This window comes from Bacillus sp. GbtcB10, from assembly GCF_019091365.1.
Taxonomy (GTDB): domain Bacteria; phylum Bacillota; class Bacilli; order Bacillales; family Bacillaceae; genus Bacillus; species Bacillus altitudinis.
On the sequence record NZ_JAGXJP010000002.1, the window covers coordinates 69606 to 93745 of the forward strand.

General features: G+C 41.1%; 23 protein-coding genes. 18 read left to right on the forward strand and 5 right to left on the reverse strand.

Going from position 1 to position 24140, the window contains the following annotated elements:
• Positions 1-122: 122 nt before the first annotated feature.
• A complete protein-coding gene (locus KVT11_RS05790) occupies positions 123-947 on the forward strand; it encodes an alpha/beta fold hydrolase (RefSeq protein WP_017367944.1) in 825 nt (274 codons plus the stop codon).
• Here the strand turns inward: KVT11_RS05790 and KVT11_RS05795 are convergent.
• The gene (locus tag KVT11_RS05795) at positions 944-1204 is read right to left on the reverse strand and encodes a YugE family protein (protein ID WP_019744047.1); all 261 of its coding nucleotides are present in this window, start codon (positions 1202-1204) and stop codon (positions 944-946) included. The two genes, KVT11_RS05790 and KVT11_RS05795, sit on opposite strands and share 4 nt — an antisense overlap.
• 83 nt (positions 1205-1287) lie before the next feature.
• Between KVT11_RS05795 and KVT11_RS05800 the strand changes: the two genes are divergently transcribed.
• Complete coding sequence (locus KVT11_RS05800) at positions 1288-2463, forward strand: MalY/PatB family protein (RefSeq protein WP_144739421.1); 1176 nt, start codon at positions 1288-1290, stop codon at positions 2461-2463.
• A 133-nt stretch (positions 2464-2596) separates the two neighbouring features.
• Positions 2597-3889 carry a sensor histidine kinase gene (locus tag KVT11_RS05805; protein ID WP_136944514.1) on the forward strand — a complete coding sequence of 431 codons (1293 nt, stop codon included), beginning with the start codon at positions 2597-2599 and terminating at the stop codon, positions 3887-3889.
• On the opposite strand, the gene KVT11_RS05810 is transcribed toward KVT11_RS05805, so the two are convergent.
• The gene (locus KVT11_RS05810; RefSeq protein ID WP_008345810.1) at positions 3890-4066 is read right to left on the reverse strand and encodes a hypothetical protein; all 177 of its coding nucleotides are present in this window, start codon (positions 4064-4066) and stop codon (positions 3890-3892) included.
• Positions 4067-4159: 93 nt separating this feature from the next.
• On the opposite strand from KVT11_RS05810, the gene kapB reads away from it, so the two are divergent.
• A complete protein-coding gene (gene kapB / locus KVT11_RS05815; protein WP_041091822.1) occupies positions 4160-4552 on the forward strand; it encodes a kinase-associated lipoprotein KapB in 393 nt (130 codons plus the stop codon).
• Here kapB and kapD read toward each other — a convergent pair.
• Positions 4549-5166 (reverse strand): 3'-5' exonuclease KapD, encoded by a 618-nt coding sequence (kapD, locus tag KVT11_RS05820; RefSeq protein ID WP_025207898.1) that lies wholly within the window; start codon positions 5164-5166, stop codon positions 4549-4551. The genes kapB and kapD overlap by 4 nt on opposite strands.
• Before the next feature lie 218 nt (positions 5167-5384).
• Here kapD and KVT11_RS05825 point away from each other — a divergent pair, with 218 nt between their 5' ends.
• The 3 genes from KVT11_RS05825 (at position 5385) to KVT11_RS05835 (ending at position 9002) form a co-directional block, all read left to right on the forward strand.
• Positions 5385-6563: an MFS transporter gene (locus KVT11_RS05825; protein ID WP_220482436.1), complete on the forward strand. Its 1179-nt coding sequence runs from the start codon at positions 5385-5387 to the stop codon at positions 6561-6563.
• A gap of 108 nt (positions 6564-6671) precedes the next feature.
• On the forward strand, positions 6672-8573 hold the full coding sequence (locus tag KVT11_RS05830; protein WP_017358954.1) for a transglycosylase domain-containing protein: 1902 nt from the start codon (positions 6672-6674) through the stop codon (positions 8571-8573).
• Between the two features lie 18 nt (positions 8574-8591).
• Positions 8592-9002 carry a thiol-disulfide oxidoreductase DCC family protein gene (locus tag KVT11_RS05835; protein ID WP_017358953.1) on the forward strand — a complete coding sequence of 137 codons (411 nt, stop codon included), beginning with the start codon at positions 8592-8594 and terminating at the stop codon, positions 9000-9002.
• Positions 9003-9045: 43 nt separating this feature from the next.
• On the opposite strand, the gene KVT11_RS05840 is transcribed toward KVT11_RS05835, so the two are convergent.
• Positions 9046-9603, reverse strand: coding sequence for a YufK family protein (locus KVT11_RS05840; protein ID WP_017367952.1), 558 nt, complete (start codon positions 9601-9603; stop codon positions 9046-9048).
• Between the two features lie 185 nt (positions 9604-9788).
• Between KVT11_RS05840 and malK the strand changes: the two genes are divergently transcribed.
• The 7 genes from malK (at position 9789) to KVT11_RS05875 (ending at position 18779) form a co-directional block, all read left to right on the forward strand.
• A complete protein-coding gene (gene malK / locus KVT11_RS05845) occupies positions 9789-11390 on the forward strand; it encodes a malate sensor histidine kinase MalK (protein WP_017367953.1) in 1602 nt (533 codons plus the stop codon).
• Positions 11383-12090, forward strand: coding sequence for a response regulator (locus KVT11_RS05850; RefSeq protein ID WP_041091824.1), 708 nt, complete (start codon positions 11383-11385; stop codon positions 12088-12090). Before malK ends, KVT11_RS05850 begins: the two co-directional genes overlap by 8 nt.
• A 395-nt stretch (positions 12091-12485) precedes the next feature.
• Positions 12486-13568 carry a BMP family lipoprotein gene (locus KVT11_RS05855; protein ID WP_008345828.1) on the forward strand — a complete coding sequence of 361 codons (1083 nt, stop codon included), beginning with the start codon at positions 12486-12488 and terminating at the stop codon, positions 13566-13568.
• 159 nt (positions 13569-13727) lie between these two features.
• A complete protein-coding gene (locus KVT11_RS05860) occupies positions 13728-15263 on the forward strand; it encodes an ABC transporter ATP-binding protein (RefSeq protein WP_116306132.1) in 1536 nt (511 codons plus the stop codon).
• Entirely contained in the window at positions 15256-16302 is a 1047-nt protein-coding gene (locus KVT11_RS05865; RefSeq protein ID WP_017367955.1) for an ABC transporter permease, read from the forward strand. The genes KVT11_RS05860 and KVT11_RS05865 overlap by 8 nt, the downstream gene beginning before the upstream one ends.
• Positions 16303-17262 (forward strand): ABC transporter permease, encoded by a 960-nt coding sequence (locus KVT11_RS05870; protein WP_008345835.1) that lies wholly within the window; start codon positions 16303-16305, stop codon positions 17260-17262.
• 179 nt (positions 17263-17441) lie between these two features.
• Positions 17442-18779 carry a 2-hydroxycarboxylate transporter family protein gene (locus KVT11_RS05875; RefSeq protein ID WP_008345838.1) on the forward strand — a complete coding sequence of 446 codons (1338 nt, stop codon included), beginning with the start codon at positions 17442-17444 and terminating at the stop codon, positions 18777-18779.
• Positions 18780-19053: 274 nt separating this feature from the next.
• On the opposite strand, the gene KVT11_RS05880 is transcribed toward KVT11_RS05875, so the two are convergent.
• On the reverse strand, positions 19054-19263 hold the full coding sequence (locus KVT11_RS05880; RefSeq protein WP_019744044.1) for a hypothetical protein: 210 nt from the start codon (positions 19261-19263) through the stop codon (positions 19054-19056).
• Between the two features lie 219 nt (positions 19264-19482).
• Here KVT11_RS05880 and KVT11_RS05885 point away from each other — a divergent pair, with 219 nt between their 5' ends.
• The 4 genes from KVT11_RS05885 to KVT11_RS05900 are packed head-to-tail and all read left to right on the forward strand — an operon-like array spanning position 19483 to position 24134.
• The gene (locus KVT11_RS05885; RefSeq protein ID WP_057079134.1) at positions 19483-21894 is read left to right on the forward strand and encodes a Na+/H+ antiporter subunit A; all 2412 of its coding nucleotides are present in this window, start codon (positions 19483-19485) and stop codon (positions 21892-21894) included.
• Entirely contained in the window at positions 21891-22322 is a 432-nt protein-coding gene (locus KVT11_RS05890; RefSeq protein WP_008345843.1) for a Na(+)/H(+) antiporter subunit B, read from the forward strand. The genes KVT11_RS05885 and KVT11_RS05890 overlap by 4 nt, the downstream gene beginning before the upstream one ends.
• Positions 22322-22663: a Na(+)/H(+) antiporter subunit C gene (locus KVT11_RS05895; RefSeq protein ID WP_003213576.1), complete on the forward strand. Its 342-nt coding sequence runs from the start codon at positions 22322-22324 to the stop codon at positions 22661-22663. The genes KVT11_RS05890 and KVT11_RS05895 overlap by 1 nt, the downstream gene beginning before the upstream one ends.
• Entirely contained in the window at positions 22656-24134 is a 1479-nt protein-coding gene (locus KVT11_RS05900) for a Na+/H+ antiporter subunit D (RefSeq protein ID WP_116306135.1), read from the forward strand. Before KVT11_RS05895 ends, KVT11_RS05900 begins: the two co-directional genes overlap by 8 nt.
• The last annotated feature ends 6 nt before the right edge of the window (positions 24135-24140 follow it).

Sequence of the window (24140 nt, forward strand, 5' to 3'; positions counted from 1 at the left end):
AGCACGTTTTTCCCATTATGCTAAGCAGGGAAAAGATTCTAATCGTAGCTTAAAATCCACTTTTTAGGGTACAATACAGTCACCTAACAGAGAGTGAGTATCAAATATCGGAGTTGATGAGTGTGGACATTGTACAGCCATCCTATATGAAAAGTAAATTCGGTTTAGATATCTATTACGAACACTATCCAAATGAAGGTAAGAAGACATTGATTTTGATTCACGGCCTCTTCTCATCTACCTTCAGCTATCGAAAGCTCATCCCGCTTCTGAAACAAGACTTCAATTTAATTGCAATTGATCTGCCTCCATTCGGGCAGTCCGAAAAATCGAATACGTTCATTTACAGCTATCGCAACATGGCAAAAATCATTATTGAACTAGCTGGTTATTTGCAGATTCAGCATGCGATCCTCGTGGGGCATTCCATGGGGGGACAAATTGCTTTATATGCTGCATCTGAGCGTCCCGACCTATTTGAAAAAGCTGTTCTTTTGTGCAGCTCAGGGTATATGAATAAGTCCAAAAAGTCGCTTGTTTACAGCACATATATTCCTTATTTTTATCTTTATTTAAAAAGAAAGTTGTTCAAGCAAGGTATTATGAAGAATTTAACCGCTGTTGTGCATGATCATTCGATTATTGATCAAGAGATGGTGGACGGATATTTAAAGCCTTTTTCAGATGACCAAATTTTCAGAGGTATTTTTCGTTTGATTCGGCACAGGGAAGGCGATTTAGCGTCAGATGTCTTGAAGAAAATGGAGACACCTGTCCTGCTGATTTGGGGGGAGGAAGACCGGATCGTTCCTATTCAAATTGGCGAAAGACTGCACAAGGATCTACCGCATTCAACCTTGCATGCATTAAAAAAAACCGGGCACCTCATCCCTGAGGAAAATCCGGTCTTTGTGTCTGATCAAATTGGTCATTTCAGCCTGTCTTAAAGCGAGCAGGAGTTACCTTCTCTTATGACAAAAAGCTGATTTGCGATATGCTGGCAGCTTTCCATCGGAAGAAGCTGATCAAACGAGTGATGGTAAATGGCTTGAATGTCTTTCGCGAAAGATAACGGGTCTTCTGCGTCGTATAAGGCACTGATGACGTCAGCAGGCTCCGTTTCGTAAAAGTCCTCTCCATATTGAAAAGGGTCCCATGCCTTAATGACTTGAATCATCTCTTCTACAGCTTGACTATCTTTCATGGGGATCACCGCTTATAATAAATTTTGTGATGTTTATTTTAGCACAACCAAGAATGGTTGAAAAACGGCTAGAGGTGGGTTTCATGAATTTCGACGAACAGATCATACGTAAAGGTTCAAAATCAGTCAAATGGGATCAAGCAGAGTCTTTGTTCCTGACAACAGATGCGCTGCCAATGTGGGTAGCAGATATGGATTTTAAAGCGCCCCAAGTCGTGCTTGATGCTTTAAAAGAACGATTAGATCACGGCGTATTCGGCTATGCATTTCAGGATCAGGATACGCAGCAAGCAGTAGCTGACTGGCTCAAAAGAAGACACGGTTGGACGATACAAACAGATGCCGTCACCTTCACACCAGGTATCGTGACAGCACTTAGTTTTGCGGTACAAGCCTTTACAGCTCCGAATGATGAAGTGGTCATTCAGTCACCGGTGTATACGCCCTTCTATCAAATGATTGAAAGAAACGGACGTATCGTCTCAACCAATCCTTTAAAAATAGAAAACAACCGCTACATGATGGATTTTGATGATTTAGAGAAGAAATTAAGCAGACCAGAAGCAAAGCTGATGTTTCTTTGTCATCCGCATAATCCTTCAGGGAGAGCTTGGTCAAAAGAAGAATTAAAGCGTGTAGGAGATCTGTGTGTACAGTACGGTGTCACCGTCGTGTCAGATGAAATTCATTCGGATCTGATGCTTTACGGGCAGCCGCATGTGCCTTTTGCCAGCCTTTCTGATGAGATAGCTAACATCACGGTAACGTGTATTGCACCGAGTAAAACATTTAATTTAGCTGGTCTTCAGGCATCTGCCATTATCATTTCTGATGAAGAAAAAAGAACCCTTTTCACCAATGAAGTGCAAAGAAATGGATTGTCTAAACTGAATGCCTTTGCGATTCCTGCCATGGAGGCTGCCTATCGCCACGGAGATGAGTGGCTTGATTCACTTGTTCTTTATCTCGAAAATAATATGAAGATCGCAATGGATTATATTGATGAATATCTGCCGAGCATGCGTTATATGAAACCAGATGCTTCTTATCTATTGTGGCTGGATATTCATGATTATGAGCTCACTCAAGCAGAATTGAAACGTAATCTGCTGAAAAAGGGCAAGGTCATACTAGAGCTCGGAAACGTATATGGGCACGAAGGAGACGGCTTTATTCGAATGAATCTAGGCTGTCCTGCCGGAACAGTGAAAGAAGGTCTGAAGCGCCTTCATCAAGCATTCACTCAATCATCCGAATAAAACCATTTCTATCAAAAGAACATCCTAACGGGTGTTCTTTTTAAAGAAAAAAACCCTCCTATTATCATATCTACTTTGTACATGAAATGATATAATGAGAGGAATTACAATTATTTACGAGGAGAGCATTTAAATGGAAATGTTCAAGGATTTTCTGCTCCATGTATCTTTTATTCTATTTCCAATCTTTTTATATCATGCACTATGGCTAAGCCGGACCCCTGCTCATTTCCCTAAAACGAATAAACTGCTCATCACCATATTTGCATCCATTTCATCAGCACTATGTATTATGTATCCAGTTGGTTCGATTTTAGATTTGCAGACTGGGCTTCAATCGATTCCCCTTGTACTGGCTATTTTATACGGGGGATATACCGCCGGAATCGTCGCTATCTTGGTTAGTTCAACCGTAAAGTTCGTGATGTATGGCTCTTTTTTATGGATTGGATTGATTGTTGTACCGATTTACTTTTTCATCCCTTTCCTGCTTTACCGGAAATGGCGCCAATATTCTAAGCAGAGAAAGCTGTTATACGGAGTCATGATTGCGTTATCAAAAGGGATGTTTATTTACATTGGACTGCTTGTGGTCAGCTTAATTGAGTACAGCCCTGCATTCATTATGCAGCAAAAGCTACTTGAATTATTTTTCTCAACTCTTTACTACATATTCTTTCTTGTGCTGAGTATTTATTCCATTGAGTTTGTGAAAGAGAATGCGCAAATGAGAACACAGCTTGTCCAATCAGAGAAACTGACGATTGTGAGTGAACTGGCAGCAAGTGTCGCCCATGAAGTCCGCAATCCACTGACGGTGGTGAGAGGATTTATCCAACTGCTCTTTTCAAGTGACAATACGAAAGAGCCGTCAACCAATAAAGATTATAAAAATCTCGTTTTATCTGAACTTGACCGTGCTCAGGATATTATTACGAGCTATCTTGATATTGCGAAACAAAATTATTATCAAATTGAGTCTCTCAATTTATCTAAATTACTTGAAGAGTGTGCGTCGCTGATGACATCCTATGCGAATTTTAAGTCGGTCACGATTCATCAATCGATTGAACCAGACTTATACATCCAAGGTGATGAAACGAAAATCAAACAAGTCATGATTAATTTAATCAAAAATGCAATCGAAGCAGCACCCGAACACGAAGGTAAAATCGAACTGTTTGCTTCAAAAGAAAATCATCGAATCTGCCTTTATTTCGTTGATAACGGTGTAGGCATGTCAGAAAGCCAAATGAAAAAGCTTGGTGAACCCTATTACACATTGAAAAATAAAGGAACAGGGCTTGGGTTGACAGTGACATTTTCCATCATTGAAAATCATCATGGAACGATTCGTTTCAAAAGCTCATTGCAGTCTGGTACAACAGTCACCGTGAAGTTTCCTGAAGATACAAGAAGAAAATGATCAATCCATTTTTTTTGTCCTTTTTTCATCGATCTGCTCCTGCTTCTTAGAAGCACGAACGATCAGACGAAAGCAAATAAATGCAGCAGCAAAGAAAAGCACCGTCGTGATTGCCGCAGGGATATACTCCCTTTTATCTTCAGGAAAATACAGTAGAAAGAATATGATGAACGACATGTTCCGCTCTTCCCCCTTTTGCTCGTTTACTTCACTATATTGGCTAAAAGAAAGGAAATACCTTCTTATGCGAAGGAAATGGAGGAATTTCATATGACAGACATTCAGATTGGACAAATCGTGAAAGGTTTTTACAAAACAGGTGTTTACATTGGGGAAGTGACAGCCATTAAACCATCTACTTATCTCGTTCAAGTAAAAGCGGTTTTAACACACCCCACTCAAGGTGACCTGCATCATCCAAAAGAAGCGGACGTACCTTTTTTTCAGGAAAGACGGGCTTTGGCCTTTAGGGAACAGACGAACATCCCTCATCATATGGTCAAGCCTTATGATGGCGACATACCTGATTATCAAGTATCACTGAAAGACGCCGTAGACAAATTGAAAAAAGGGCTCAGTGCGGATGATTCCAAGTGGGCTGAAAAATCAAGAGCGTGCCTCTCTTCTCTTGAAAAAGATTATTTTCCAGAAGACGCCCGCTAATCTGCCGAATCAAAAAAGTGAGAGAAGTCAATGAGTTCACCAATTTTGGTTGTTTGCGGATTTTCCACATAGGATCGATCTTTTTCAAAAAGGGTGAACAGCTGATAAGTGGTCATGGCATCATCGAGTGCTTTATGATGCTTACCAGCTCCTTCACTGCCGTACTCCTTAGCTGCTTTCCGAAGTCCTGTGAGTGTTCTATCCCCAAAAAAGGTTTTATATTCAAAAGCCAGATCCCTTTGATTCCCCTTAAAAGGAAAACCAATATGATTGAGCATACAGTTTTGCTTCAGTACCTTCATGTCCATATTTCCCCATGTGATAATCTCACAGTCTTCTCCCCCATCGAGTGACACGAGCTTCTCGATAAACGTCTCAAAAGAAATCCCGCTTTCTACATCCTGCTGCGTAATGCCAAGGAACGATTTACAGCGCTTTGTCAGCTTCGGGAACTTTTTCGGTTTGACATAGCTTGAGAATGTGTCTATGATCGTTTCATTTGATGCTTTAACGACACCGGCTTCAATGATTTCCGGGAAAAAATTTTGCGGATGATATTTCCCATCAGGCATCGTAAATTCAAAATCGACCACAAGCAGCGTCTTCTGTTCCATCAGTCTCACCCCACTTTCTCGTCTATTTTCCATCCTGCTACTATTATATTAAGACGGACTTTGAAATCACTTCATTTTCGTGAAAATAATGCAGATTCACTATGCCCAACCTATTCATCAGATGAAAGATCGTTTATTTTCCTTTATAATTATTAAGGAACACGAAATAAATAAAGAAGGTGGTCTTTATCACAAACAGGAAGAAAAACTTGTACATCATGTGGTTTGTGAACTTTTTTGTATCTGCCAGCATTACAATGATCGTCCCTTTTTTATCACTTTACATAGAGTCTCTTGATAGCAGTTATTCGAATGAATTTGTTCAAAGATGGAGCGGCTATGTCTTTGGGGTTACGTTTTTAACAGCCTTTCTCATTTCTCCAATTTGGGGACGGATTGGTGACCGGCATGGCTATAAAAAGATTTTGCTCATTAATGGCATTGGGATTGCAACAAGCATTTTATTAATGGGGCTTGTTCAAACCGTTTATCAACTATTTGCGTTAAGGCTTTTCATGGGACTTGTGACAGGCTTTATTTCGACTTCGATGGCACTGATTTCTGCACAGACCGAAAAGGCAACAGCCGGTAAGACCCTTGGTACGATGCAGATGAGTAATGTCGCCGGAGGGTTATTCGGTCCGTTAATGGGTGGATTTATGGCAGACAGTGTCGGATTCATTTATACATTTTTCTTAACAGCTGCTGTCATATATGTGTCAGCGATTGTCATTATCTTCGGTGTGAAAGAACAGCCGATCCGTTCAAAAGAAGCAAAACGGGTATCTTACTCACGGAAGGACGTCCTTGTCCATATTTTCAAACAGCCTTTACTTGTCGTCACCATGCTACTCACATTTATTACGCAAGTCGGGAACTTTAGTATTCAGCCGCTTTTAGCCTTGTACATTCATGATTTACACGGCCCAGTCAATCTTGCCTTTTATGCAGGGCTGGCGTTTTCTGCAACCGGGCTTGGCAATTTGCTGTTTACACGGAAATGGGGAGACCTTGGAGATCGTATTGGTCACGATAAGGTGCTGCTTGCCCTTCTCATCCTCTCCTCCATTTTATTCATCCCGCAAGCGATGGCAGATTCCTACGGGATGTTAGTGATCTTCCGTTTCTTATACGGGATGGCACTAGGCGGCATCATTCCTTGTACGACGGCCTATATTCGCATCAAAGCGCCTGCCTCTATGCAAGGAGAAGTGCTTGGTTACAATGTCAGCTTCCGCTTTCTTGGAAATGTCGTCGGACCCGTCATAGGCGGTATTGTGGCGAGTCATTACGGAATTCCAGCTGTCTTTTATGTTACCGCCGGCATTTTCCTTTTCGGGGCATTATTTTTATGGGCGGTCCGCTCACAATCAAAGACAAAAGAGAGGAGTGTCTGATCCATCATCAGATACTCTTTTCTTCTGTCTAAATGCCTTGTTTACTAGACTTCACGTCTATTCTTTTCTAAAAATAACCTTCTCGTAATCGCAAAAGAATGGTACGATATGGCTAGAAATCCGAAGAAAGTGAGTGACCTCATGTTTCGTGCAATCATTGGTTGGTTATTACTTGCTGCCCTCATCCCATTATTTGTTCTGACTTTTTATCTATCAAAGGAAGAAGCCGCAAGTGTAAAACCTGTTAACGAAGTGCTTGATCAAAAAATCAAGCTGGAAAAGGTAGACTTTTCCCAAAACAGTTATATGTATGATCGAGATGGTTCTCTTATCTCTGAGATCGTATCAAACGATGAGAACCGTGTTTTCGTGAAGTACGATAAAATTCCTGATTCCGTCAAGGAGCTGTTCCTCCGATCAGAGGACCGCAACTTTTATGACCATAAAGGCATTGACTTTATGGGCGTGATTCGTGCCCTTGCTGCAAATGTGAAAAACCATGGCATTAGCCAAGGCGCCAGCACCATCACACAACAGTTATCCCGTAATTTATATTTAAGTCATGAACGTTCATTCAGCCGAAAGTTTACAGAACTGCTCTATTCCTATGAGCTCGAGCGAAAATTTACAAAAGAGGAAATTCTCGAAAGCTATTTAAATACGATTTATTTCAGTAACGGGGTTTACGGTGTCGGTTCTGCGGCTAATTACTATTTTGATAAGCCGCTTAGTTCTTTGACGCTTGCACAGATGGCATTTATTTCTGCGATTCCTAACAACCCTACGCTGTATGACCCATTGAAACAATTCAAACATACAAAGAAACGCCAGGAACGGCTGCTTGGTATTTTAGAAAAAGATGGTGTCATTACGAAGAAGCAATACAAAAAAGCAGTGAAAGAAAAAATCAGCTTGTCCTTAAGTGAAAAGAAAAATCTTTATCCTGACTATGTGACATATGCTAATGAAGAATTTACCGATCTGGTGTCTGATCAGGAAGGCTTTACAAAACGATTGAAAAAAGCCAAAACAGCTGGCGCAAAAAAAGCAATTCAAAAAGAATTATCAGAAAAGGTTAGTGCATTGCTTCAAGATGGTGTGAAGATTTATACAGCACTAGACCCTTCCTTACAACAAAGAGCGGTTTATCAGCTCAATGCACAATTGCCTTATCAAGGTGTGGAAGGCGGTTCAGCAGTCATTAACCACCAAACCCATCAAATCGTCGCACTTGCTGGCGGGAAGAATTATAAAAAATTTGATTTCAACTACGCCTATCAAGCGCAAAGACAACCAGGTTCCGCCATTAAGCCGCTGTTAGATTATGGCCCTTATATTGATCAAACCGGTGCCACGGCATCAAGCAAAATCAGTGCCGGCAAGTTTTGCAGTAGCGGATATTGCCCGCAAAACTATAATCATAAAACGTATGGAACTGTAACACTTGAAACAGCCTTTAAGAACTCTTACAATACACCAGCGATTCGTATGCTTGATACAGTCGGTGTCAAAAAAGGCTTCAGCTATTTAGAAAAGTTTTCATTCGAACATATTGTCGCAGATGATTACCGTCTCCCTTCTGCACTTGGAGGATTTACAAAAGGCTTCTCGCCGCTAGAAATAACCGATGCATATACCGTGTTTGGCAATCAAGGTGCCTATACGCGAAATCACTCCATTACAAAGGTCACAGACTTAAACGGCAAAACCCTTTACAAGTGGAAAGAGTCGCCGAAGCAAATCTATTCTCAGCGTACAAATGAAACAATGCGCAAGCTGCTTGCCTCTGTTGTGAAAAGTGGAACAGGGAAAAAGGCGAATTTCAATTCTCCTTACATTGGGGGAAAAACAGGCACATCCAATGACTACAAAGACATTTGGTTTGTTGGCCTGACAGATCAATACACAATGGGTGTATGGGTAGGAAGAGATAGAGGAACCGTTGAATCTATTTATAGTTCAAGTCCGCACTTACGTATTTGGAAACAAACTATGCAATACGCTAGATAAACAGGAGGTTTGATTGCGATGCATTCAACACAACCCTCTCACTTCATTTTATTTGACGGTGTCTGCAACGTGTGCAGTGGTGCTGTTCAGTTTATCATCAAGCGCGACCCGAATGAGCGGATGATGTTTGCTTCTTTACAATCAGATACAGGGCAGCGTATTTTAAAAGAAAACGGCTTGCCTTTAGATGAGTTCAATTCATTCATTTATATTGAAAATGGGACCCTTTATATGAAGTCAACAGGCATCTTAAAAGCGGCGCGCCATTTAAAAGGGATATACAGATGGAGCTATTTACTCCTCGCGATCCCTCGACCAATCCGTGACTGGTTTTATCAACTCATTGCAAAGAATCGCTACAAATGGTTTGGTCAAAAAACATCCTGTATGATGCCTACACCTGATATTCAGAAGCGGTTTCTTCCATAAAAAAAGCATCCTCCATCATCGGAGGATGCTTTCTTTCGTCTGATTAAGCTGGCAGACTCGCCATCACACTGTTATAAAGCTTAATAAATAAGTACAAAATGCCGATCAAAAACGTGGCCCAAAACAGCAGATTAAACATCATAAACCCAATTAAATTCAGCATGGAAAGTGATTGATAAATGCGTACCACAACCCAGATAAAATAGACGAGACTTGCTAAAACAAAAAGCCCAACAAGCAGAATAAGCTGCTGCGTCAATAGAAATGCAAGTAAGCTGGCAAACAAATAGACAACCGATGCAATCCGAATTTTCTTTAAGTTCTCCCCTTCAGGGTCCTTTGCAAAAAAGAGCAGCGCCAACTCTAACACCGTATCTGCAATGAGTTTTAAAGCAGATAAAATCATAAAATAAACAAGTGCAAATGCGGCAAATAAAGCAAGACGAATGCCCTGTTCAGAGAAAAATTCCAGCATTCCTTTTAAAATTCCTGCTTGGGTCAAGAAGTCAGTCGTGATACCTACTGTAAAAATAGAAAAGGCAGAGCTGAATAGCAAAATCGAAATCAGCGGAAAATATCCAGTCAAATATGTATTTTTCATAAATAGATCCTTTCTCATAAGCTCATTTTTATTATGGCTCACTTAAAACGGATTGACAAGATGCTTTCCAAGTAAACTGGAATCTAAATCAAATTTGTGATTTTGCACGTACATTCCTTCACAAACTTACATTTTCCCGTTAAAGTATTACTATTACGAAAAAATTGCGCGTTAGGGGTATACTCGTGAAAAAAACTTTAAGACTGCAAACACGGCTGACGATCTTTGTCTGTATTGTTGTCCTGATCTCCCTCTGTATCACATTCTTTACGATCTGGTCAGAAACAGCCAAAAATATTCATCAGCAGGAACGTGATATCGCCCTCTCCACTGCCAAAATGGTCGCAGAGGCTCCGATCACAGCAAAATCATTGGAAAAAGATCAATCATATACAGCACTGCGAAAATATACAACAAGTGTTCAGCGTATTACCAAAACCGAATTCGTTGTCGTCATGGATATGAACGGTATCCGCAAAACACATCCGAATCCGCAAAAGATTGGGAAGCGGTTTGCTGGCGGTGATGAAAAACCGGCATTACAGGGTAAAGAACATATTAGTACCGCATCTGGAACACTTGGCAAGTCCATGCGTGCCTTTGTTCCTGTTTATAACCAAGATGGCAAGCAGCTCGGGGCTGTGGCAGTTGGGATTACATTAAAGGAAATTGATTTAATTATTCATCAAAGCCTGCTCCCGCTCTACTTTGTCACATCGCTAAGCCTTTTATCTGGCATTATCGGCGCACTCATTGTGGCACGTAAAGTAAAGAAGATTATGTTTGGACTAGAGCCAGATGAAATTGCCACATTATTAAAAGAACGAAGCGCTATGCTAGAATCAACAAAAGAAGGCATTCTTGCCGTTGATCAGCACGGTAAAATCAAGCTGGCAAATGCAGAAGCTAAACGTCTTTTTCATAATATGGGCATTATGGTTGACCCTAGAGAACAAGATGTACAGGCTCTTCTGCCTTCAAGCGGCTTAAAGCAAGTAATCGAAACACGGAAACCGCTGCTTGATCGCGATGTCAGAATGAACGGACTGGAGCTGGTCTTTAATGAGGTGCCGATTACGGTAAAAGGGGAAATTGTCGGAGCGATCGCAACCTTCCGTGACAAAACAGAAGTCAAACATCTGGCTGAGCAGCTGAGCGGGGTGAAGATGTATGCCAATGCACTTCGTGCCCAGTCACACGAATTTATGAACAAGCTCCATGTCATTTTAGGATTGGTCCAGCTAAAGAACTATGATGACCTTGGCACCTATATTAAAGATATTGCGATTTATCAGCAGACAGAAACAAATGAAATCATCAACCATGTGAAAAACTCAGTCTTAGCCGGGTTTTTACTAGGAAAACAAAGCTACATCAGAGAACAAGGCGCAGCTTTAGAAGTCAATTGCAGTACACAGGTACCAAACTCGGAGGACCCAGCAGTCACACATGACCTTATTACGGTCATCGGTAATCTGTTAAATAACGCACTCGATGCCGTTTCCCATACAGAGAACAAAAATATCTCCATCTCATTCAGATATGTCCAAGAGCAGCTTCATATTGAAATTACAGACACAGGGGTCGGTCTGACAAAAGAAGAACAGGACATTATGTTTGATCAAGGCTTTTCAACAAAAGGAGAAGACAGAGGATTTGGCCTTTATTTTGTTGACCAAAGCATCAAAAAACTGAACGGACATATGATCGTCACAAGCGAAAAAGGAGAAGGAACGACCTTTAGTCTCCGTATTCCATATAAACAAAAGGAGGATTCACATGATTAATGTGTTGATCGTAGAAGATGACCCAATGGTCGGAGAGCTGAATAAACGCTACTTGACCCAAATAGAAGGATTTGAATTAAAAGGGATTGCCACCTCATTTCAAAAGGCACTAGACATCTTAAAATCAGAAATCATTCACCTTGTATTGCTTGATATTTATATGCCTGGACAAAATGGGCTCGCCCTATTATCAGAAATTCGTAAGCAAAATCATTCCGTTGACGTCATCGTCATTTCAGCTGCAAATGAAGTGGATGTCGTACAGCAAACGATGCGAAACGGAGCTGTCGACTATTTAATCAAACCTTTTGAGTTTGAACGCTTCCAATCAGCACTGGCAGAATATAAAAGAAAACATGCCCTATACCAAACGATGAATAGCATCTCTCAAAATGATTTAGACGCGAAGCTTTTTCATAAAAAAGCAGAGGCGGAAAAAGTCCTGCTGCCAAAAGGCCTGACGAAGAGCACACTCAAACTCATCTGGACAAGCATTCAATCATTCGGTCAGCAGGCTTTCACGACCGAAGACCTAGCCAATCATACTGAAATCTCTCAAGTTTCGATTAGAAAATATTTGAAATTTCTTGAGGATATCGAAGTGGTTGATGTGGAGATGGCATACGGGACAATCGGCCGCCCTGTTTTCCAATATAAACTGAATACAAGCAACATGAATTTGATTCAGCAATATCTTTAATTTGACACATCTGACCTTTCACAAAGGCCAGATGTTTTTTTATGGCATACGATGTCACAAACCCCTTGATATCAGCGGTTTCACTGTAGTAGAGCACATCATAAAAGCGGCATTATATCATATTTCAGCACATAAAAAGACATCGAATTTAGCCTTTTAACATTTTTTTTAAAATAAAACAAATTTCTATTTATTTATTCGATGGGAAATGATAAATTATGATTGATTAGTTCAACGAGATATAAGTCTGATGTCTTACATCTTCTCTCCTGTTTCCATCAATTTTAAAAGAATGCAGGATAAAATACCCTTTTCAGAAGGATAGGAGAAGGCAAGAGTCGGTCTTTTTTCGCGAGACTTTTCTGAAACTTTTAAATTTTATAGGGGGTTATGTTTTGAAGAAGCGCAAAATTGGACTTGCATTGTCCTTAGTCGTAGCAGCAGGAACCATCCTTGGAGCATGCGGCAACTCTGGCTCAAACAGCGGTGAAAACAAAAAAGATAAAGATCAATTCACTGTTGCAATGGTAACTGATGTCGGTGGTGTCGATGACAAATCGTTTAACCAATCTGCTTGGGAAGGTTTACAAGCATTTGGGAAAGACAACAATTTAACAAAAGGTAAAAACGGCTTTGATTACTTACAATCTAAATCAGACGCTGACTATACAACAAACTTAAACACACTTGCTCGTGAGAAATTTGATTTGATTTACGGAATTGGTTTCTTAATGCAAGATTCTATTACTGAAATTGCGAATCAACGTAAGAAAAACCACTTTGCCATCGTTGATGCAGTTGTAAAAAAAGACAACGTAGCAAGCATTACATTTAACGAAAACGAAGGTTCATTCCTTGTAGGTGTTGCAGCGGCTCTTTCTACAAAATCAAACAAAATTGGTTTTGTTGGCGGCGTTGATTCTGAATTAATCAGAAAATTCGAAGTTGGTTTCCGTGCAGGCGTTGAAGCAGCTAATCCAAAAGCAAAAGTTGAAGTGAAATATGCTGGGGCATTCGATAAAGCAGACATCGGTAAAGCAACAGCTGAAAGTATGTACAAATCTGGCGTTGACGTCATTTACCACGCAGCAGGCGGAACTGGAACTGGTGTCTTCACAGAAGCGAAAAACCTGAAAAAAGCTGATCCTGACCGCAAAGTGTGGGTCATTGGTGTTGATAAAGACCAGTATGATGAAGGTAAAGTACCTGGAACAAAACAAAGTGTCACTCTTACTTCTATGATTAAGAAAGTAGACACAGCGGTACAAGACTTAACAACAAAAGCAAAAGAAGGTAAGTTCCCTGGTGGCGAAGTGATCACGTACGGTCTGAAAGAAGGCGGCGTTGACATCTCTCCATCTCAAGAGAATCTTGATAAAGATGTATTGAAGAAAGTCGAAGAATGGAAACAAAAAATCATCAAGGGTGAAGTGAAAATCCCTGCAACACGTGATGAACTAAAAGATTTTAAAGCTTAATTTGTGCATCGGGATAAGCGCGCCTTATCCCCTTGCCTCTCCTTTACCTCCTCTTTATTCGTAAAAGGTGGTAAAAGAAAAGCTGCAGCCTTGTTTTGCAGCTTTTCTTTTGCTAGTTTTTATCTTCATCAGCACCCTAAAAAAGGAGCGGTTAAACCTGTGGATTATGTCATTGAAATGTTGAATATACGCAAAGAATTCCCTGGCATTGTAGCAAATGATAACATTACGCTGCAGCTAAAAAAGGGCGAAATTCATGCGCTGCTTGGTGAAAACGGCGCTGGAAAATCAACGCTCATGAACGTGCTTTTCGGACTGTATCAGCCTGAAAAAGGTGAAATCAAGGTACACGGAAAACCGGTTACAATCTCTAGTCCAAATGATGCAAGTGATTTAGGCATTGGAATGGTCCATCAGCATTTTATGCTAGTTGATACATTTACTGTGGCTGAAAACATCATTTTAGGAAAAGAGCCAAAGAAATTTGGAAAGATTGACAAAGAACAAGCCATTCAGCAAGTGCAGGAACTTTCTGACCGTTATGGACTGAAAATAGACCCTGCCGCTAAAGTATCTGACATCTCAGTCGGTATGCAGCAGCGAGCAGAAATCTTAAAAACACTATACCGCGGCGCTGATATCTTGATCTTCGACGAACCAACAGCCGTCTTAACACCTCAAGAAATAAAAGAACTCATACAAATTATGAAAAACTTAATCAATGAAGGCAAATCCATTATTTTAATTACCCACAAGCTAAAAGAAATTATGGATGCCTGTCATCGCGTGACCATTATCCGAAAAGGGCAAGGCATTCGTACACTTGATGTGGAACACACAAACAAAGACGAGCTTGCCAGTTTAATGGTCGGCCGCGAAGTCTCATTTAAAACAGACAAAAAAGTAGCCTCCCCTGCTGAAGAAGTCTTGCAAATTCAAGATCTCACTGTCAAAGATGCGCGAGGAATTGAAGCCGTGAAACAACTCAATTTATCAGTAAAAGCTGGTGAGATTGTCGGAATTGCGGGTGTAGACGGAAATGGTCAATCTGAATTAATTGAAGCCATTACAGGTCTGAAAAAATCCGAATCTGGCACGATCATGCTAAACGGGAAATCCATTCAAAATCTCCCGCCTCGTAAGGTCACAGAATCTGGTATCGGACATATTCCTCAAGACCGTCATAAGCACGGACTTGTCCTTGACTTTTCAATTGGAGAAAATATTTCCTTACAAACGTATTATCAGCGTCCATATTCGAAGTTTGGCTTGATGAATATGAAAAACATTTATCAAAAAGCAAAACGAATCATTGCTGAATACGACGTACGGACACCTAGTGAATATACAGAAGCACGTGCGCTATCAGGGGGTAACCAGCAAAAAGCCATTATTGGCCGTGAAGTTGACCGAAATCCTGATTTATTAATTGCCGCACAGCCGACACGTGGACTTGATGTCGGAGCCATTGAGTTTGTTCATAAACGTCTGATTGAACAAAGGGATTCAGGCAAAGCTGTTCTGCTCATCTCCTTTGAGCTTGATGAAATTATCAATGTCAGTGATAAGATTGCTGTGATTTTCGAAGGCAGCATTATTGCCATTGTGGATCCAAAAGAAACAACAGAGCAAGAACTTGGTCTGTTAATGGCTGGAAGTACGCAACAGGAAGTGGGGAAAGAAGCAAATGTCTAATCGCTTAACAAATCTGCTGATTCCGCTTATCGCCATTGTACTTGGTCTTTTCGTTGGGGCCATCATTATGCTGGCAAGCGGTTATAGTGTCATCGAAGGTTATAGCGCCCTTTGGAATGGCGTATTCGGTGAAACGTATTATATGGGAGAAACCATCCGACAAGTCACGCCTTATATTTTATCAGGACTTGCTGTTGCCTTTGCATTTCGGACAGGCCTATTTAATATCGGGGTAGAAGGTCAAATGCTGATTGGCTGGGTAGCTGCTGTATGGATCGGCACAACTGTCCATGCACCTATGTATATCCATCTGCCTCTTGCACTGATCACAGCAGCAGCTGCTGGTGCATTATGGGGCTTTATTCCCGGATTTTTAAAAGCTCGTTTTTACGTACATGAAGTCATTGTCACCATCATGATGAACTACATTGCCCTTCATGTCACAAATTATTTAATCTCAAATGTCTTAACAAACAATAAAGATAAAACAGAAAAAATTGATGCAACAGCTTCCCTTCGATCTGGTTTTTTTGAGCAGATCACTGATTTCTCTAGAATGCATAATGGGATTTTTGTTGCCATTATTGCGGCTGTTGTCATGTGGGTTATTATCCAGAAAACCTCTAAAGGGTTTGAATTACGCGCAGTTGGGATGAACCAGCAGGCCTCTCATTATGCTGGGATGAACGTTCGACGCAACATCATTTATGCGATGCTCATTTCTGGTGCCTTTGCAGGTCTTGCAGGTGCGATGGAAGGACTCGGAACATTTGAATATGCTTCGATTAAAGGATCATTCACTGGCGTTGGTTTTGATGGAATCGCTGTTGCCTTATTAGGCGGAAACACAGCTATTGGTGTCGTCTTAGCGGCATTATTGCTTGGTGGATTGAAAGTCGGTGCTTTAAACATGCCGCTTGAATCTGGCGTACCGACTGAGGTCGTTGATATTGTGATTGCGATCATTATTCTTTTCGTTGCCTCAAGCTATATCATCCGTCTTGTCATTCAACAATTGAAGAAAAAGGGGGGAAAATAAGTGGGATTTCTGCAAATTCTTGAAATCATCGTCCCGGCTACACTTGTATATGCTGCACCACTTATTTTAACCGCTCTTGGAGGCGTCTTTTCAGAAAGATCAGGTGTCGTCAATATCGGTCTTGAAGGTTTGATGGTCGTCGGAGCATTTTCTAGTATTATTTTTAACTTAATGTTTGCTGATACGTTTGGTGCCTTGACCCCGTGGCTCGGTCTACTTGTTGGTATGGCCATTGGCGGCGTGTTCTCACTCATTCACGCTGTGGCCACTATTACGTTCAGAGCAGATCAAACGGTCAGTGGTGTTGCGATTAACATGCTTGCCCTTGGTGCTACGCTGTTTGTTGTCAAACTGATTTATGGCAAAGCACAAACGGATAAAATTACAGAACCTTTCTATAAAGGAGATATTCCCCTTTTAAGTGACATTCCGATCATTGGTGATATTTTCTTTAAAGATGTGTATTATACGTCCATTCTCGCATTAGTTCTTGCGGTTGTCGCTTGGTTTGTTTTATTTAAAATGCCGTTTGGCTTGCGACTTCGTGCAGTCGGAGAGCATCCAATGGCAGCTGATACAATGGGAATCAAGGTATACCGGATGCGCTATATTGGCGTCTTCATTAGTGGTCTATTTGGCGGTCTTGGCGGAGCTGTGTATGCATCGACCATCGCTCTTGACTTCTCACACGCCACCATTACGGGACAAGGCTTCATTGCGTTAGCCGCCCTTGTTTTCGGGAAATGGCACCCATTTGGCGCTATGGGCGCTGCTTTATTCTTTGGATTTGCACAAAGCTTAAGCATCATTGGCTCTCTGCTTCCGCTGTTTCAAGATATCCCGAACGTGTACATGCTCATTGCACCATATGTGCTGACGATCCTAGCTCTTACTGGCTTCATTGGACGAGCAGACGCACCAAAAGCACTTGGTACCCCTTATTTAAAAGGAAAACGATAAATAAATACCATGTATGATCAATCCCCTGAAGGACAAACTATCTTCAGGGGATTTTTGTATGATAAAAACGACAAAACCCCCGTTTATTTTACTTTTATTACACTTAATTTAGTTTAATAAATAGATGAGTGTCACAGAATCTTCTACAATTGAGACAAATAGCATTTGGGGGTGTTTATGTGGCTAATACACAACAATTGAAATCGATTACAAACGATTCTGACAATAATAAAAGCGTTTTCCGAAAAATTCTTTCTTGGAAAATTGGTGTTATTGATCTACCTGTGTATATAGTACTTGCAGCGATTATTTTAACTGCCGCTTATTTTAATAAAATTCCAGCAAATATGCTTGGTGGTTTCGCTGTTATTATGATTTTGGGGATTTTCCTAGGAGATGTAGGACAACGTATTCCAATCTTAAAAGATATTGGTGGACCGGCGATTCTTTCTTTATTCGTACCATCGTTCCTGGTCTTTTTTCATGTTCTGAATCCAAACTCGTTGGAAGCGGTTACGTCTCTGATGAAAACGTCGAACTTCCTATACTTCTATATATCTGCTCTTGTAGTAGGTAGTATTCTTGGGATGCAACGAACTGTTTTAGTACAAGGCCTTATTCGTATGTTTGTTCCTCTTGTTGCAGGTACAATTACAGCTGTGGCTGCTGGAATTCTAGTGGGTCTTCTAGTTGGTTACACACCGCATCATTCGTTCTTCTTTATCATTGTACCGATTATTGCCGGTGGTGTCGGTGAAGGGATATTGCCATTATCGATTGCTTATTCACAAATTCTTGGTGTATCAGCAGAGTCATTAATTTCTCAATTAATTCCGGCTGCTGTCATTGGGAACGTCATTGCCATCATTTGTGCTGGCGCAATGAAAAAGCTTGGTGAAAAACGTCCTGAACTAAACGGGAATGGACGACTTGTTAAATCAAAAGAAGCAAATGAAATCTTTGAACAGCCTGAAATGGATACTAAAGTTGACTTCAGCTTAATGGGTGCAGGTGTGCTTGTTGCATGTACAACTTTTATCTTTGGCGGCTTATTAGAAAGTTTTGTTCATATTCCAGGTCCAATCTTAATGATTGTTCTTGCTGCATTAATCAAATACTTAAACGTGATGCCTCAGCATTTGCAAAACGGCTCACAGCAGTTCTACAAGTTTGTATCGAAAAGCTTTACATGGCCTCTAATGGTTGGTTTAGGAATTCTATACATTCCACTTGATGATGTGGCCACTGTTATTTCGATTCCTTTCGTATGTGTATGTATTGCTGTTGTTCTAGGCATGGTTGGTTCTGGTTACTTTGTTGGTAAATTCATGAACATGTATCCAGTTGAATCTGCAATTGTGACTGGCTGTCACAGTGGATTAGGCGGTACTGGTGACGTTGCAATTCTTTCAGCTTCTGGAAGAATGGGCCTTATGCCTTTCGCTCAAGTCTCTACACGTCTTGGCGGAGCAGCAACCGTTATTTGCGCAACAATCTTACTCAGAATGTTTACTTAAAAAAGAAACAAAAAGCATGTCCTTTTCATAAGGGACATGCACAGATAGTTGACAAAGGGCTAAAATGTACTTTATTTTAGCCCTTTGTCTTCTTTTCAGCGTGATAGAAAACCTTTGCAGTCTAGGAAGGACGAGCACCGGAGCAGAGCGAATTTGACATTCGTGAGCACCGGAGCGCAGGACTGACAACGAATGCGAGGGTTTGTCTACACGCTGAGCATGTCCTTTTCGTAAGGGACATGCTTTTTTTATATTTCTTTTCTCCCATACATCCTCATTCATCAGCTAATACAATTCGTATATACTCCCGAGGCTGAAAAGGATACTGTTTCGCCTGAGGATAGGTCATATGGAGGAGTTGTTCGGAAAATAGCGGCCATTCACTCCCGGCCTGCCACCTTTTTTGATCATTTCGTTCAATCAAGAATGCTCCTCCTAAAATCGTGCAGAATATGCTTAAGCTGATGGCGATCTTTCGTTTCATTTGATCAGCTCCTTTAAGAAAAGCATGTACGAAATACAAAACAATATACAACGAGTTTCATTTTTGATAAAATATTTTTTGTGGTCAAAAGAACTCAAAACAATTTCGATTTGCCGTAAATCAGTTCAAACCAATGCACTATGTCTGTATTTACGCTATAATTTTAGTTACCAGTTCTTTAGAACGTGAATTTATATTGATCAAAGGAGGTTCATTTTCTTGCAGCTTATTCACTTCGCCATCCTATCACCTTTTTTACTTGCCTTTGTCGTCCCTTTTCTCTTTAAGTACGTAAGGCGTATACATACAGGATGGTTTGTTCTCATCTTGCCTATTCTTTTATTTACCTATTTCATCCAAATGCTCCAGATCACCTCGAGTGGACGAACGTTGTTCTCACAAGCTGAGTGGATTCCCTCTCTAGGGATGAATTTCACTGTGTATGTAGATGGTCTCAGCCTGCTATTTGCTTTACTCATCACAGGTATTGGTGCACTTGTGGTACTGTACAGTATTTTCTACTTATCAAAGGAAAAAGAACAGCTTGGCTCTTTCTATACGTATTTATTAATGTTTATGACCGCTATGCTCGGTGTTGTTCTCTCTGACAACATGGTCGTACTTTATTTGTTCTGGGAGCTAACTAGTATCTCTTCCTTCCTCTTAATTGGGTATTGGTATAAGCGTGAGCGTTCTCGTTACGGAGCAACCAAATCACTGCTTATTACTGTGTTTGGTGGATTAGCTATGCTTGGCGGCTTCATCCTCATTTACCTGATCACTGATTCATTCAGTATTCGCGAAGCAGTCAATCAGCTTCAGCTCATTATGGCATCACCTTATTTCATCCCTGCGATGGTTCTCATTTTACTAGGGGCCTTCACGAAATCAGCGCAGTTCCCATTTTATATTTGGCTGCCTGATGCTATGGAAGCACCAACCCCTGTAAGCAGTTATCTACATTCTGCTACTATGGTAAAAGCCGGTATTTATCTGGTTGCCCGCTTTAGTCCGATTTTTGCTATATCAGAGGTGTGGTTTTGGACCATTTCGATTGTCGGACTTATCACACTATTCTGGGGATCTTTCCACGCCGTTCGGCAAAATGATTTGAAAGCCATTCTGGCCTTCTCGACAGTGAGTCAACTCGGGATGATTATGCTCATGCTAGGAGTAGGCGCAGCTGCCATTCATGAAAACAACCCTGCCTTTTTTGGCGCAGCCGTTCTTGCTGCTATTTTTCATCTCATTAACCACGCGACTTTTAAAGGAAGTCTCTTTATGGCAGCAGGGATTATCGATCACGAAACAGGTACACGTGATATTCGCAAATTAGGTGGATTAATGACCATCATGCCAATTACCTTTACAATTACGTTAATTGGTACATTCTCGATGGCTGGACTCCCGCCTTTTAATGGATTTTTAAGTAAAGAGCTATTTTTCACAAGTATGATTCGGATTTCTGACATCAGCTTTACGGATGTTTCAACATGGGGGGCTGTCTTCCCTGCTATCGCTTGGCTCGCTAGTGTGTTTACGTTCATCTACAGTATGATGATCGTCTTCAAAACATTTAGAGGCCGTCTGAATGTCGATCAATTGGAGAAAAAACCGCATGAAGCACCGATTGGTATGCTGATCCCGCCAATTATTTTAGCTGCACTTGTGGTCACATTTTTCTTTTTCCCTAATATTCTTGCCTATTCTGTCATTGAACCTGCCATTCAAGCGATCATTCCAGAAGCCATTCAAACAGGAAGCCGCTTTGCCGTAAAAATTGAAGCGTGGCATGGATTCCAGCCAGAGCTTTACATGACAATTGGTGTAGTTGCGCTCGGTACCATTGGCTATTTAACGCTGTCAAAATGGCGCCCAATGTACAACATATTTAAGGAAAAATGGTCATTTAACGCTTTGTATGATCGTTCGCTTATAGGTGTAGAAAAAGGGGCTTACCGCCTAACAAACAGCTATATGACAGGATTCCTTCGTGACTATCTTGTCTATGTATTTGGTTTTATGATTATCGTGCTGGGCAGCGTGATGTTCTACAAACAAGCCTTCTCATTTCAAACTGAGCACGCTGCATCAATCGGCACGTACGAAGCCATCCTTTCACTTGTGATGGTCGCAGCGACAGTCACGACTGTATTTGCTCGTTCACGCTTAACAGCTATTATTGCGCTAGGTGTTATGGGCTACACGCTGTCACTATTCTTCGTGATTTTCAGAGCACCTGACCTTGCGCTGACACAGCTCATTATTGAAACCATTTCTGTCGCGCTGTTTTTACTTTGCTTCTATCATTTGCCAAAGCTGAGTCTGAAGCAAAAAACACGAAGATTTAAATTAACAAATTTGATGATCTCATTAGGTGTTGGAGTTGTTGTCACCTGTCTTGCTTTTGCTTCCACAAGCCAGCAGTCTCTTGACACGATTTCAACGTACTTCATTGAAAACAGCTACAAACTGGCTGGCGGAGACAATATTGTCAATGTCATTCTTGTCGATTTCAGGGGCTTTGATACACTCTTTGAAATTACAGTGCTGGCCATTGCGGCACTTGGTATTTATGGATTATTAAAGGTAAAAGCACAAGGAAAACGGAAGAGAGGCGTACGGCGATGAGAAAGATTGATACGAATGATATGCTCTTACAAGTCACTACTAAAATTACAGCATTCATCATCTTGCTTTTCTCACTTCACCTATTTCTTGCAGGACATAACAATCCTGGCGGAGGATTCATTGGCGGTTTGATGAGTGCTGGTGCTGTCGTCCTTCTGCTTTTAGCCTATGACCTTAAAACAGTCAGACGCATTTTACCATTTGACTTTATTTATGTGGCTGGTGTCGGTTTGCTAGTTGCCATCCTAACAGGTATGGGATCTTTTCTGTTCGGAGCACCTTTCCTATCCCATGCATTTGATTATTTCCAACTGCCGTTTCTAGGGAAAACAGAACTGGCGACAGCAGTCCTGTTTGATATCGGTGTGTATTTAGTTGTTGTTGGTGTCACCATGACCATTATTCAAACGATTGGAGAGAAGGAATAATGGAATTTCTAATGTCTATTATCGTCGGAATCATTTTTATGGCAGCGACCTATTTAATGCTTTCAAAAAGCCTTCTGCGGGTCATCGTCGGTACTGCCGTTTTAAGTCACGGCGTCCATTTGCTTCTATTAACAATGGGCGGCTTAAAAAAGGGAGCACCTCCTATTTTGAAAGAGGGGCTCACATCCTATGTAGATCCATTGCCACAAGCATTAATTTTAACAGCTATTGTCATTGCTTTTGGTGTAACATCCTTTTTGCTCGTGATGGCCTTCCGTGCCTTCCAAGAGCTGAGAACAGATGACATGGATCAAATGAGAGGAAATGATCAGCATGAATAATCTCGTGATCCTGCCTATATTAATACCATTACTAGCTGCTACATTATTGATTTTTATGAATAAAAACACCATGCTGTCGAGAGGCTTTAGTGTATTTGCATCTCTTTTAGCCATTATCTGTAATGTCTATTTGGTCCAAACGATTTTCACAAACGGCATACAAACCCTTTATTTGGGTGGCTGGAAAGCACCGTTTGGCATTGCCCTTGTGGCCGATCAGTTTGCTGCACTTCTTGTGCTGACCGCTTCCATTGTTGGACTTGTCACAGTTCTTTTTTCCTTTCAAACGATTGGGAAAGAAAGAGAGCGGCTGTTCTATTATTCTGGTGTCCAATTCTTGTTAGCTGGCGTCAGTGGTGCCTTTTTAACAGGAGATATTTTCAACCTGTTTGTCTTCTTTGAATTGTTGCTGATGGCATCTTATATGCTCATTGTTCTGGGTGGTTCAAAGCCTCAGCTTCGTGAATCACTGAAATACATTGTGTTTAATATTATCTCATCGGCATTATTTATTGTTGGCGTAGCGTGTTTATATGCAGTCACAGGCACACTGAACATGGCTGATTTAAGTGTGAAAATAGCTGAATCTGGGCAAACAGGGTTAATCACCGTGATTGCCATTCTGTTCCTGATTGTATTTGGCTTAAAAGCTGGGGTCTTCCCGCTTTATTTCTGGTTGCCAGGGTCTTATCATGCACCGCCGGCAGCGATTTCAGCTTTGTTTGGCGCACTGCTGACAAAGGTCGGGCTATATGCGATTGCCAGGGTCTTTACGCTCATCTTTATACATGATACAGGTTTTACACATACAATTATGGCCTGGCTAGCCGCTCTAACGGTTATATTCGGTGTCATTGGCTCTATCGCCTATTCTGATGTGCAAAAAATTGTGATTTATAACATTGTCACAGCTGTTGGTGTCATTTTGTTTGGGATTGCGGCCAATACACCGGCATCACTTCAAGGCGCCATTTATTACCTCATTCACGATATGGTGATCAAAGGAGCTCTATTTATGCTCGCAGGGGCACTGTTTGTGTATGCTGGAACCAATCATCTGAAAAAAATGGGTGGGCTGATTCAATCCCAGCCTCTACTCGGCTGGATGTTCTTCATATCGGCTTTATCACTTGCGGGTATTCCTCCGCTAAGTGGATTTGTTGGCAAGCTGAAAATTGTTGAAGGTGGGTTTTCTGCTGGGTACATGACGTTCTCTATCCTTGTTTTGCTGTCCAGTCTTCTTGTCCTTTATTCTGTTATGAGGATTTTCATGCTCGCGTTTTGGGGAGAGAAACAGGATATGCGAAGAAGAAAGCCATCCATTAGAGGAATGGTGTATCCTGGGGTACTGCTTGTTGTCTTATCGCTTGCGATTGGATTAGGCACAGAATTCATTGCACCTTATATCAATCAAGCTGCGGAAATGCTTTCAACACCAGAAAAATATATTCAAGCTGTGCTGAAGGAGTAGATGAAC